This is a genomic window from Klebsiella sp. GN_Kp190, assembly GCF_040061795.1.
Lineage (GTDB): Bacteria > Pseudomonadota > Gammaproteobacteria > Enterobacterales > Enterobacteriaceae > Klebsiella > Klebsiella michiganensis.
This window is the reverse complement of the sequence record NZ_JBEAFN010000006.1, coordinates 142,657-154,945: the sequence shown is the minus strand read 5'-3', so window position 1 is coordinate 154,945 and position 12,289 is coordinate 142,657. Positions and strand designations below refer to the sequence as shown.

Annotated in this window: 13 protein-coding genes; 1 reads left to right on the top strand and 12 read right to left on the bottom strand. The window is 57.2% G+C overall.

Annotation, left to right across the window (positions count from 1 at the left end):
* Positions 1–89: 89 nt before the first annotated feature.
* The 9 genes from pepE to ABLU67_RS04875 all read right to left on the bottom strand — a co-directional run bounded on the left by pepE (position 90) and on the right by ABLU67_RS04875 (position 7,783).
* The gene (gene pepE, locus ABLU67_RS04915) at positions 90–779 is read right to left on the bottom strand and encodes a dipeptidase PepE (RefSeq protein ID WP_187228799.1); all 690 of its coding nucleotides are present in this window, start codon (positions 777–779) and stop codon (positions 90–92) included.
* 308 nt (positions 780–1,087) lie between these two features.
* Complete coding sequence (locus tag ABLU67_RS04910) at positions 1,088–1,897, bottom strand: shikimate 5-dehydrogenase (protein ID WP_207172000.1); 810 nt, start codon at positions 1,895–1,897, stop codon at positions 1,088–1,090.
* The gene (gene sorE / locus ABLU67_RS04905) at positions 1,890–3,122 is read right to left on the bottom strand and encodes an L-sorbose 1-phosphate reductase (RefSeq protein WP_025107714.1); all 1,233 of its coding nucleotides are present in this window, start codon (positions 3,120–3,122) and stop codon (positions 1,890–1,892) included. The genes ABLU67_RS04910 and sorE overlap by 8 nt, the downstream gene beginning before the upstream one ends.
* Before the next feature lie 108 nt (positions 3,123–3,230).
* Positions 3,231–4,055 carry a PTS system mannose/fructose/sorbose family transporter subunit IID gene (locus ABLU67_RS04900; RefSeq protein WP_004097717.1) on the bottom strand — a complete coding sequence of 275 codons (825 nt, stop codon included), beginning with the start codon at positions 4,053–4,055 and terminating at the stop codon, positions 3,231–3,233.
* An 11-nt stretch (positions 4,056–4,066) separates the two neighbouring features.
* Complete coding sequence (locus ABLU67_RS04895; RefSeq protein ID WP_014227519.1) at positions 4,067–4,864, bottom strand: PTS mannose/fructose/sorbose transporter subunit IIC; 798 nt, start codon at positions 4,862–4,864, stop codon at positions 4,067–4,069.
* A gap of 186 nt (positions 4,865–5,050) precedes the next feature.
* Positions 5,051–5,545: a mannose/fructose/sorbose PTS transporter subunit IIB gene (locus ABLU67_RS04890; protein ID WP_032747479.1), complete on the bottom strand. Its 495-nt coding sequence runs from the start codon at positions 5,543–5,545 to the stop codon at positions 5,051–5,053.
* On the bottom strand, positions 5,545–5,952 hold the full coding sequence (locus ABLU67_RS04885) for a mannose/fructose/sorbose PTS transporter subunit IIA (RefSeq protein ID WP_014227521.1): 408 nt from the start codon (positions 5,950–5,952) through the stop codon (positions 5,545–5,547). The genes ABLU67_RS04890 and ABLU67_RS04885 overlap by 1 nt, the downstream gene beginning before the upstream one ends.
* 9 nt (positions 5,953–5,961) lie before the next feature.
* On the bottom strand, positions 5,962–6,765 hold the full coding sequence (locus tag ABLU67_RS04880; protein WP_064375617.1) for an SDR family oxidoreductase: 804 nt from the start codon (positions 6,763–6,765) through the stop codon (positions 5,962–5,964).
* 70 nt (positions 6,766–6,835) lie between these two features.
* Entirely contained in the window at positions 6,836–7,783 is a 948-nt protein-coding gene (locus tag ABLU67_RS04875; protein WP_014227523.1) for a sugar-binding transcriptional regulator, read from the bottom strand.
* A 348-nt stretch (positions 7,784–8,131) separates the two neighbouring features.
* Here ABLU67_RS04875 and rluF point away from each other — a divergent pair, with 348 nt between their 5' ends.
* Positions 8,132–9,004, top strand: coding sequence for a 23S rRNA pseudouridine(2604) synthase RluF (rluF, locus tag ABLU67_RS04870; RefSeq protein WP_014227524.1), 873 nt, complete (start codon positions 8,132–8,134; stop codon positions 9,002–9,004).
* Here the strand turns inward: rluF and ABLU67_RS04865 are convergent.
* The 3 genes from ABLU67_RS04865 to rtcR form a co-directional block, all read right to left on the bottom strand.
* Positions 9,001–9,273, bottom strand: coding sequence for a DUF3811 domain-containing protein (locus tag ABLU67_RS04865; protein ID WP_009653910.1), 273 nt, complete (start codon positions 9,271–9,273; stop codon positions 9,001–9,003). The two genes, rluF and ABLU67_RS04865, sit on opposite strands and share 4 nt — an antisense overlap.
* A 196-nt stretch (positions 9,274–9,469) precedes the next feature.
* Positions 9,470–10,399 carry a ketopantoate/pantoate/pantothenate transporter PanS gene (gene panS / locus ABLU67_RS04860; RefSeq protein ID WP_025107709.1) on the bottom strand — a complete coding sequence of 310 codons (930 nt, stop codon included), beginning with the start codon at positions 10,397–10,399 and terminating at the stop codon, positions 9,470–9,472.
* Positions 10,400–10,510: 111 nt separating this feature from the next.
* Positions 10,511–12,091: an RNA repair transcriptional activator RtcR gene (gene rtcR / locus ABLU67_RS04855; RefSeq protein ID WP_348852183.1), complete on the bottom strand. Its 1,581-nt coding sequence runs from the start codon at positions 12,089–12,091 to the stop codon at positions 10,511–10,513.
* Between the last annotated feature and the right edge of the window lie 198 nt (positions 12,092–12,289).

Genomic DNA, 12,289 nt, shown 5'->3' with positions numbered 1-12,289 from the left:
GAGAGAACTGGCCGGTTCTTTCTGACGGAGTAATCATACAAGCCCGGACAGGCGCGCAGCGCCGCCTCCAGGAAACGTGCGCACGGGGTTTAGAAACGATGACCGGCGTTGAGGGTCACCGCGTCTTCTCCGGCTCTGAATACCAGCGTTGGATTCGGGCCGCCAAGGGTAGCGTGGCCCTGCGTCACCTGTATCCAGTTGCCTTCCGGCAGGCCGATAATCGTCAGCTCTGGCGCAACCACCAGCAGCTCGCGGATCCGCTGTTCGCGGGTCTCGCCTTTATGGCCTTCCGGCAGCGCGTTGGTGAAATGCGGGTTAATTTGCAGCGGGAACAGCCCCAGCGCAGCAAAACCGTTAGGGTCGACAATCGGCATATCGTTAGTGGTGCGAATCGTCGGGCAGGCCAGGTTAGCGCCCGCGCTCCAGCCGATATACAGTGCCCCGCGCTTCACCACATCCACCATCGGCGCCAGCAGGCCGCGTTCGCGGCACTCTTTCAGCAGCTGAAAGGTATTGCCGCCGCCGACGATAACTATCTCCGCATTCGCAATCGCCGACACCGGGTCCGCGACGCTGTGAATACCGGTAACCGTAACGCCCATTGGGCTGAAGACGGCGGCGGTTTTCGCGGTGTAATCATCCCAGGTTTGCGTCACCCCGGCAAAAGGGATGAATACCGCAGAACGGCGGCCATTTAGCTGCCCGGCAATGGTCGGCAGCGCATGTTCCAGCCAGGCTTTGCCCGGCAGCGTTGAGTTACTCAATAGCAGCAGTTCCATTATTTCTCCATTTGACCAGATGATTATTCGGGCAGAGATGTTATCACAGGATATCTTACCGCTTGCTGACGTGGCTCACGCTGGGACGCGCTGAGCAAAGCGGAACGGTGATTATTGGCGCAGCGACTCTCTGAATTAATCTGGAAAGTGCCTCGCAGAGTGACTCTACCGGGCGTGACAGGTTAGCGGGAACCGCTTAGTTTTACGTTGATGATTCACAGGCAAAGGAGGGGCTGCGCTGCGCGATGCAATCGACTTTCTGATCAACGGTTATTAGAGCGCCCTCCCTGGCGCTCTCCGTTTTGCCCTTATCCTCTGGCAAAGGCCGCGGCTTCAGCGACCAGCGCCGCGTCCGGACGCACGCCGGTGTAGAGCGCAAACTGCTCCACCGCCTGCAGGGCAATCACCTCCGCGCCGCTGATAACGCGCTTGTCCAGCCTCTGCGCCAGCTTGATGAGCGGGGTTTCCGGCGGCAGAGCGACCACGTCAAATATCACGTCGGCCCGTTCCACCATCGTCGTGCTAAAGGCCAGGGTTTCGCTTTCCGCACCGCCCGCCATGCCGAGCGGCGTGACGTTAACCAGAATATCCGCCGCGATTCCCTCCGGCCTGGGCTGCCACTGAAAACCGTACTGCTTTGCCAGCGCCAGGCCGCGCTCGCGATGGCGGGCGGCGATAATCACATCGCGGAAACCGGCATCGCGGAAGGCGGCGATGACCCCTTTGCCCATTCCGCCGCTGCCCTGGATCATCACTTTGGCTGAGGAATCGAGCTGATAGCTGTCAATCAGGCTTTTCACCGCGATATAGTCGGTATTCAGCCCGGTCAGCCTGCCGTCGTCGTTGACGATGGTGTTGACCGAATCAATCGCCTTTGCCGAAGGGTCAAGCGCGTCAAGATACGCTATGCAGCTCTCTTTAAACGGCATTGAGACCGCGCAGCCGCGAATGCCTAATGCGCGCACGCCGTTTACCGCCGCGGCTATATCCTGGGTCGTAAACGCTTTATAGATATAGTTCAGCCCCAGCTTTTCATACAGGTAGTTATGAAAGCGGGTGCCGAAGTTACCCGGGCGACCGGCCAGCGACATGCACAGCAGCGTATCGCGATCAATCATGAGCAATATCCTCCGCGTGGGCCAGCAGGTACTCTTCCGCCTCTTTTGACCAGATACCGTGGTGACGTTCCATAATCGCCGCCAGCTGCGGGTCGCTAATGTTTCCCAGCGGCGTAAGCGGAATGTTTTTTCCGGTATAAACCAGCTTCTTACCGCCGCCTACCGCCGGTAAATCCAGGGTGGTCGCGCCCGCCGCGTTCAGCCCCAGAATATGAGTCACCACCTTCGCGGTCTGCACCTTTTTCTCCTGCATCAGCGCTACGGCGGCGCGCATATCGTCGGTATTGCCGCCGGAGGTGCCCACGTAGTGGGTGAAGGCGTAATGCACATCGTAAAAATTGATCGGTGCGCTGAACTGCTTATCCTGCGGGCCGGCAAAAAAGTTCAGGCAGCCGTCCGGGGCCAGCAGCGAGGATGCCAGGGTGATGAGCTGTTCGTTAGGGACGAAGACGAAGATATCGTCAAAGCCGTGGCCGCCGGAGAGCGCCATCAGCGTTTCGCGGCTGGCGTCGCGCCCATCCAGATAGTGGATCAGCGTTTGCGGCTCGGAGGGATAGTGCTGGCGCGCATAGCTGAGCTTTGGCTTATTGGTATCGGTGACCACCAGCAGCGCCGGGTTGATCGGGCCATGCAGCGCGTAGTCGATGGCCAGCAGACCCATCGGGCCGGTGCCGCCGAGGATCAGCGTGCGGCCCTGCGGGCGAATGCCCATCACATGGTTATAGCTGCCTTCCTGCAGATGATAGTTGGCGTTGAAGGCGCCAATCACGCAGGAAAGCGGCTCCACCAGCGAGCCTTCAAACCAGGTATCGCCTTCCCAGGAAAGCAAACAATCCTGTTCCATCACCTCGTTGGGGATCACCACGTGGGTGGCTTCGCCGCCGATCCATGGAAAAGAATAACCGGGGCAGTCCGGGCGATCCGGCAGCTGCAGGTTGGCCTGAATCACATAGCGCTGGCCGGCGTGAAACTTGTGCTGCCACTTTTTGCCGACGGCGATAATCTCCCCGCAGAACTCATGGCCGATAATGATTGGGTTGGTCGCCACATCGTCCGGCACCTTTTTGTGGTCCTCGCCCTGGTTCGCCTCTTTCCACGAGGAGAGGCACAGGCTGTCGGTGACCACCCTGGCGAGAATTTCATCATCCTGCATCGCCGGAAGTTCAAAGGTTTCCAGGCGCAGATCGCGTTTGCCGTAGAGCCGCAGGGCTGTTGTTGTTTGCATGTTTACCACCTCATCCCCTTCATCTTTCGCATGACGGCTGCGAAAGCTTTTGGGTCTAACTTGTTGAAGTAGCCCCGGCATCGCCGGGGCGGAATAATCAGGACAGAATCAGGACAGGAAGCCCAGCGCGTTACCGATAATCCCCAAACCGAAGAGGGCGAAAATCAGCCATACCGGGTTCACTTTCTTATTGAGCAGGCGCACCATCAGCAGCGTCAGGCCCAGAGCCAGCAGGCCGGGGCAGAGCTGATCGAGGATGTCCTGTACGGTCATGGTGACGGTCGAGCCGTCGGCGCCCGGGGTTTGCGAGACCACCAGCGGGACGTTGATGGTGGTCCACTTGGTCACCAGCACGCCCATCACAAACAGGCCAAGAATGGAGGCGCCTTCGGTCAGTTTTTGCAGCAGGTTGCCGCCCATATCGCTGACGATATTGACCCCTTTACGGAAGCCAAGCTGCAGCCCGTACCACTTCATCGCCAGACGTACCGCGTTGAAAATAAAGAAGAACAGCAGCGGTCCAAGAATATTGCCGGAGAGCGCCAGCGAGGCGCCGAGGGCGGCGGTAATCGGCCGCAGCGTGCCCCATACCAACGGGTCGCCCACGCCTGCCAGCGGCCCCATCAGGCCAACTTTGATCCCGTTGATGGCGCCATCGTCGATAGCGGCGCCGTTGGCCCGGGCTTCCTCCATCGCGGCGGTGACGCCAATCACCGGCCCGCAGACTGCCGGAGTGGTGTTGAAGAACACCAGATGGCGTTTCAGCGCGGCGACCTGATCCTCCTTCAGCGGGTAGAGGCGCTTGATGGCCGGGATCATGTCGTAGCAGAAGCCAAGCCCGTGAATACGTTCGAAGTTGAATGACGCCTGCTGCAGGTTGGAGCGCAGAAACATGCTCACCAGGTCGCCTTGGGTAATTTTTCTCTGTTCCATGTTGGGCTCCATCAGTCGTCAAGCTGGTCAAGGGCAGTGGAAGAGGTGGCGGCGGCCTGCGGTTCGGGTTTACGCCACTGCGGATTAAGCTGGATATAAATCAGCGCGATGATGACCCCGACGCCGCCGAAGGCCAGCAGGCTAAAGTCGAGGTAGCCGCCCGCGAGGAAGCCGAGGAAGAAGAAGGGCATCAGATACTTCACGCCCATCATGCGCAGCACCATGGCGTAGCCGACCACCACGATAAAACCGCCGGCGATTTGCAGACCGCGGGTGACGAAGTCCGGAATGGCGTTGAGCATATTGCTGACCATATCCGCGCTGACAAACAGAGAAACGATGAGTGCGGGAATGGCGACGCGCAGCGCCTGAACGCCCAGCGCCGACACGTGCAGCAGATCGATTGTTCTGAAGCGCGCCTCTTCCGCGGCCTTATCCGCCGCGTGCTGGAACACCACGGTAATGGTGCGGGCGAACACGGTGAGCACCTGACCTGCGGCAGCGACCGGCAGCGCAATCGCTATTCCGGTAGCGATGCTTTGCTGGCCCACGATCACCAGGATGGCGGAGATAATGCTGGCTAACGCCGAATCCGGAGACTGCGCCGCGCCGACGTTCATCCAGCCGAGCGCGATCAGCTCCAGCGTCCCGCCGAGCATAATCCCGGTTTTTAGATCGCCGAGAATTAAGCCAATCACGGTACAGGCGATTAATGGGCGGTGCGTCTGGAATTCATCCAGCACGCTGCCCATCCCGGCAATACAGGAAAAAATAAATATGGCGATTATTTGTAGGGTACTTATTTCCATAATTTTTCACCTTGAGGGTATAGAAATCCCTGCCTTTTACGGCATTTACACGATGTTCTTCAGGCTGCCTCTTTGTTGACTGCATTCTCTCGCCCCAGTCGCATAGTTAGCTATGCTGCTGGTGACTCGCTCATTTGCCGCCGCGATGCATCCAGAATGACAGTGTGTAATAAAAGGCGCGTTTTATTATTCTGTAACGGACTGCTCTGCTATTTTATCGAGAATATTAACCGACGGATCCGAAGCCACGACGCGTAAATCAAGCTTAACGCCCAGCTTATCTAACTGCTGAAAGGCATTAATATCCGCTGCGTCTAATGACACCGCTTTGGTTAACTGTTTTTTACCCGGTCGCCAGGCCATGCCGCCAATATTCAGCGTGGCTATTTTGACGCCCTGCTGCACCATGGTTAATACGTCCTGCGGATTAGTGAATAAATAAAAAACCGTTTCGTCCTGATATTGCGGGTTGTGATAAACGGCGACGGCTTTCTCAATATTCACCACATTGACCTTCATGCCCGGCGGCGCGGCCTGGCGAAGCAGCGTGCGGCGAACGTCGTCGTTATACACGTCGTCATTACAGATAATGATGCGCTGGGCGTTGGCCACTTTTGACCAAACGGTGGTGACCTGGCCGTGAATCAGGCGGTCATCGATGCGTGCGAGCGTAATGTTCATCAGAAATCCTCCTCAACGGTTTCCGGTTGCCGCCAGGTGACGCAGCACTGGCTGGCGATGGTCTCAAGATGTTGGCACAGTGCTTCTGCATTCATCGTTTGCTGGTTATCGACCAGCTCCAGAGCCAGCGGTAGCGACAGGCCGCTGATGACCCGAAGCTGCGGGTTGCGCATCGCCAGGCCGGCGGCGGCGTTCCACGGGCTGCCGCACTGTAGATCGACGGCGATGAGCCACTCCTCCTCTTTGTGAGTACTTACCAACTTTTCAAGCTTATCGGCGATATCGCCCGCGTTTTCCCCCGGTACAAACGCCACGGCGCTGACGTGGACATCGCCGTAAACCATGCGCACCGAGTCGAGCATGGCGCAGGCCAGCTGACCGTGAGCGCAGAAGATGACGTTAACCATGTTTCCCCCTTAGCCGCGCGTTTTGCCGCCCGCAATGTTAGTGGTTACTCCGGTGATGTAGCTGGCGCGCTCTGAGAGCAGATAGCAAACAAAATCAGCAACTTCGCTGAGACGGCCGGAGCGACCAACAGGAATCGCATTTTTGCTATAGCCTTCGCGCAGCTGTTCGACGGTGATATTGCGGGTCCAGGCCAGCGCTTCTTCATATTCCGGCGTACGCAGCCCGGTTTTTTCCAGAATGCCCGGCGCAACGCCTACGACGCGAATACCGTGCTTGCCCAGCTCTTTCGACCAGGAGCGGGTAAAGCTGTTCAGCGCGGCTTTGGTCGCGGCGTAGCAGCTCTGGCCTTCAGAGCCTTCGAGACCGCTTTCCGACGAGACGTTAACAATCACGCCGCTGCGCTGTTTAACCATCTGGCGCGCCACCGCCTGCGACATCAGGAACACGCCTTTTTGGTTGATATTGACCATTTTTTCGAAAGCCGCTTCATTTAATTCATAGCGACCGGACGGCGCTTTCTCATCGACTAATAAACGCGGGAAGTTGACGCCGGCGTTATTGACTAAACCATCAATGCGGCCAAATCGCTGAATAATACTGTCGACGGTTTTATTCACTTCGCTGGCGCTGGAAATATCGGTTGGCCAGAAATTATAATTATCGCGATCCTGATGTTTGTCGCCGCCGTGAATATCGCTCATCTGCACGTTTGCGCCCTGGGATAATAACTCATCGACAATCGCCAGTCCGATTCCTGATGCGCCGCCGGTCACGATAATTATTTTGTCTTTTAAATTTAACCATGTATTCATTATCGACTCCTGTTTCTTTAGATAAAGGGATCCCCCGCAGCAGCGCTGCGTGAAATCATATTCTTGACATTTACTTCAGTAATGACTCAGCGGTTTCTCGATTCGTCACCAGACAATTAATGTAATGACCGTTTAAGGCACCAAGAATCCCGGCGTATTTCTCCTCGCCCATGGCGATACCCACCGAGTAGCGCGCCTGCTTGAGTTTCGCCATCTCGATAGAGAGCGTTTTTTCGCTCATGGCGGTTTCGACCAGCGCGCCATCAATGTTGTAAAAACGCGAACAGATATCGCCGGCGACCTGGCGAGCGTTGAGATCGTCGCTCTCTTCACTGCCGTAAAATGCATGCCAGTTGGCGCCGTCGCGGATCGCCGGAGAACCAATGCCCACCAGCGCGACGTCCAGGTTATCCCAGTAGGAGGCAATCGTTTTAAAATGCCGGGACTGCATAATACCGTTGCGAATTAATGTGTTATCCAGCAGTGCCGGGAAATCAGCGAGATGAGATTCCGCTTTCAGCTTCGCCGCTGCGCCGTAGGTCAGCGTATTCACGTGGTAGCGACTTTCCAGTTTTCCGGAGGGGCCGCCGATAATCGGCACGCAGATAACCTGACGGGACTGGCTGGCCTGCGGCAGATTCTCCACCAGCGCGCGCACCGCCCGACCCCAGGAGAAGCCGACGATATCGCCCGGCTCCAGCAGCCTGTCGACCAATTGCGCGCCATGCAGGCCGATAAGATTGAGCTGATCCTCCTCCAGTAGTGAGTCGCAGGCCGCCACCACCGCCTCTTTGAGACCGAATTTTTGTTTTAGCTGCTGCTCAAGCCACAGATTTTCGTTGTAGTCGTAGTTGATGGCGATAGTGACGATGCCCTGCTCGCGGCCGCGCTTCAGCAGACGGCTGATAGTGGTGCGGTATATCCCCAGCTCGCGGGCAATCTGCGCCTGGGTCATATCCTGCTCATAGTAGAGCTGGGCGATTTTCACGATCAGACGAATATCGTCGCTGTTTTCCATCGTCACTGTCGGCTCCTGCACATTTGTGCAAATGGGAGAGTTGCTGTCATGATCTGATATAACCCCATCAGCGACCCGCTTCAAAGAAATTTTCCTCTATTTCATGATGATGTTCCGACCGTTTCTGTTGCACATTTGCGTTGCTTACCGGTGGCTTATGGCACCTTTGTGCCGGACGTGATAAGAGCCTGATTCTGCTTTGTTTCGCCGGGCAAAGTTGCCGGGCTTTCATGGGCACACTTTTGTGTTGAAAGGCGTGGCAGATCACATTTAGCGGCAGGCGACGAGAGCGCGATTCTTTTTTATCGCCCGCAAGGTAGGGTATATTTCGCTTTTACAGGAGATTTTATGCTGCCCGACTCATCAACCCGACTCAATAAATACATCAGCGAAAGCGGAATTTGCTCGCGTCGTGAAGCCGATCGCTTTATCGAACAAGGCAACGTTTTTATCAACGGCAAGCGCGCTACCATCGGCGACCAGGTTAAAGCGGGCGACGTGGTAAAGGTCAATGGCCGGTTGATTGAGCCGCGCGAAGCGGACGATCTGGTCCTGATTGCGCTGAATAAACCGGTTGGCATCGTCAGCACTACCGAAGACGGCGAACGCGACAACATCGTTGATTTCGTAAACCACAGCAAACGCGTTTTCCCCATCGGTCGCCTGGATAAAGACTCCCAGGGGCTGATCTTTCTGACCAACCATGGCGATCTGGTGAATAAAATCCTGCGCGCCGGTAACGATCACGAAAAAGAGTATCTGGTCACCGTTGATAAGCCGGTGACCGATGAGTTTATCCGCGGCATGGGGGCGGGCGTACCGATTCTCGGCACGGTGACGAAGAAGTGCAAAGTGAAAAAAGAAGCGCCGTTTGTGTTCCGCATTACCCTGGTGCAGGGGCTGAATCGCCAGATCCGCCGGATGTGCGAACACTTTGGCTATGAAGTGACGAAGCTTGAGCGGACGCGGATCATGAACGTCAGCCTGACGGGGATCCCGCTGGGAGAGTGGCGCGATCTGACCGACGATGAGCTGATCGATCTTTTCAAACTGATTGAAAACTCGTCTTCAGAAGCGAAACCGAAGGCAAAAGCGAAGCCGAAAACGGCCGGCATCAAGCGTCCCGTCGTGGCGATTGAAAAAACCAGCGACAAGTCCTCCCGCCCGGCGTCGAACGGCAAACGCTTTACCGCGCCGGGGCGCAAGAAGAAAGGGCGTTAACGTCTGCCGCGCGTCGGGGTATTTGCCGACCAGGAAAACGAGGCCTCTGCGTCCGGTTTATAAGCCTGCTTTTTCTTCAGCTGGCGGGCTTTCTTAGCCTCGGCCTCGCGCAGGGCCATCAGTTTATCGATGTACTCTTTTTTCACGCTATTGGTTTCCGCGTTGGTCAGCGGACGGCCATGGGCGATGCGCGCGCGGTCGAGCAGGGTTTTCAGTTCGCGCTGTTCGCGCTCGGTCATCTCTTTTTGCGTGATGCGGGGGAGTGCCATAGTGGTGCCCTCAATTAGCCTGTGGTTTCAGTGTACGGTATTGGGGCTGACGTCTCACGGTAAATTGTTGTGCCTCGCAGAAAATCCCGGAGGCGGCGCTGCGCACCTGTCCGGCTACAAAACCCGCAAGCTGCACGGACCGTAGCCCGGCTAAGCGCAGCGCAAGCCGGGAAAATTACGGGTTATTCGCGCTCTTTTACCGTTTACGCGGTTTGTCGGCGATAGGCTTCCCTGACCAGTAGCCGGCCAGCAGCGAGCCGGACAGGTTGTGCCAGACCGAGAACAGCGCGCCGGGCAGCGCGGCCAGCGGGCCAAAGTAGATTTTCCCCAGCGCGGCGGCAAGGCCGGAGTTCTGCATTCCCACCTCGATCGCCAGCGTGCGGCAGGTGGATTCGTCGAAGCCAAACAGCCGTCCGCCCCAGTAGCCGCCGAGCAGGCCGATGGTGTTATGCAGGATGACGGCGATAATCACCACAAAGCCTACGGAAGCGATATGCGATGCGGAACCGGCCACCACGGCGCAGATAATCGCCAGAATGCAGACCATCGAAAAGGCCGGCAGGAACGGCTCCACCGCCTTCACCACTTTTGGCAGCAGATGGTGCACGACCAGCCCCAGCGCAATCGGGATCACCACGATTTGCAGAATGCTGAGCAGCATCCCCATCACGTCCACCTGAATATGCGCATCCACGTACAGACGCGTCAGCAGCGGGGTGGCGACCACGCCAACCAGCGTGGAAACCGATGAGATGGTGACTGAGAGCGCGACGTCGCCTTTTGCCAGAAAGATCATCACGTTGGATGCCGTACCGCTGGCGACGCTGCCGACCAGCACCATCCCGGCGGAGAGCTCGGGCGGCATGTGAAAAATCAGCGCCAGCAGCCAGGCGGCGAGCGGCATCACCAGGTAGTGGAGAAAAATGCCTGCGGCGACCGGCGCGGGGCGAGAAAGCACGCGCTTAAAATCGTCGACTTTCAGATGCACGCCCATGCCGAACATAATCAGCATCAGCAGCGTCGGGACCCACGGGCCAACGGGGGTAAAAGTGGATGGCGTGTAATAGGCGATAACCGAGAGCAGCAGCGCCCATAATGGGAACAGCCGCGTAAGCGTGGCGAGCATGTTGTTTTCCTTGCACGTAAGTTGTGTTTGCTTGTTATAGACCGGCCGGGATCGAGCCCGGCCATCGCTATTGTTTATCGTGCTAAGACATATTATTCAAACAAATTATGCTCATGTTCCGCTGCGGATAAGCTCCCAGCTGAGTCCGAAGCGCGCTAAATATTTGCGCAAGCGGTCGGCATCGTTAGGGTTGGCCTTTTTTTTCCGGGAGACGGCGAACAGCTCGCGTCCGGCTTCGGAGAGCGAAGCGCTGCGCTGGCAGACCTCCAGCACCGTTTCCAGCTGGCGGCGATCGAACAGATCGATTTCCAGCGCAATATCAGGAGAAGATGTCGTGAGCTGCCAGCTCTCTTTCAGCAGCATTATCTCCTCTTCCGCAACGGCCAGCGTAATGCGCCCCTGCTCGGCCAGGGTCGCCATACGCGCCACGGAGGAGCCTAGCTCGCGGAAATTGCCGCGCCATTGCGCCTGCGGCGAGCAGGCAAAGGCCAGATAGCGTTCGCGGGCGTCTTTATCAAAGCGGATCTGCGTCTGCCGCTCGTTGGCCAGTCGCCGTAATTCATACTCCACGTTCGGCGCAATATCTTCCCGCCGCTGCGCCAGGCCGGGGAGGGCAAAGCGCCACATATTGATGCGCGCATAAAGATCTTCGCGAAAGCGCCCCTCCGCCACCCACTGCTGCATATCGCGATGCGTGCCGGCGATTAGCTGGAAGTCGCTGTGCACCTCTTTATCCGAGCCAAACGGGAAAAAGGTTTTTTCTTCGATGGCCTTCAGCAGCATAGCCTGCTCATCCAGCCCCAGCTCGGCGATTTCATCGAGAAACAGCACGCCGCCGTCGGCTTCGCGTAATAGCCCGGCGCGAGGCGTAACCGCGCCGGTAAACGCGCCTTTGACATGTCCAAACAGCGTGGACATGGCGTTATCACCGCGCAGCGTGGCGCAGTTTACCGCCATGAATTTTCCCGCCACCCGATGGCGCGACTGACGAAGCTGAAAAATACGTTTGGCGAGGACGGACTTCCCGGCGCCCGTTGGGCCGGTCAGCAGGATCGGATCGGTCGATCGGATCGCCACGCGCTCAATACGATCGATAAGCGCGTTGAACGTCGCATTACGCGTCTCGATACCCGCCTTCAGGAAGGAGACGGACTGCTGCTGCTCGCGCTGAAAGCGGCTGGTGAGCGTGGCGTAGCGGCTTAAGTCCAGATCGATCACCGAGTAAATACCGGCGGCGACGGCGTCATCCGCTGCGCCTTTCGGCGCAGGGCTGGTCTGCAGCAGGCTGGCGGGGAGATAGCGCGCTTCGGTCAGCAGGAACCAGCAGATCTGCGCCACGTGGGTCCCGGTGGTGATATGCACCAGATACTCTTCGTTTTCGGTATCAAAGCGATAGCGGTTGGCGAAGTCGAGAAACGCCGCGTAGACCTCTTCAAAATCCCACGGATCGTTTATCTCAATCGTATGCGGGCGCACTTCGGTATGCGGCGAAAGCTGGGCGACATCGTCAATCAGCTTTTGCGCCATATTTTCATCACGCGGCTGGTGGAGAAGCTCCAGCCTGTCGACAGGAAAATCGGCCTGCTGGCATAGCCCAACGGTAGGCCGCCATTTTTTAAAGCGATTCGCCCGCTTGCCGCGTTTGTCCAGCACCGTTCCGAGGACGCCAATGACCACTCGCCGCTTTTTCATGTTTATCCCAAAAGATAAGTTTCGATATTTAAAGATAAAAAAACCTGCTGCCGGCGGCAAGCGTTACCGTTTGAATTAAAAACAAAAGCGTTATTAATCAATTGATTGAAAAATAACTCTCGCATTTTTTATTGTTGGCACGCAACTGGCAATATCCCTTCCGTCACGACGCTGAAAACGCAGGGGGTTAAACCTCGC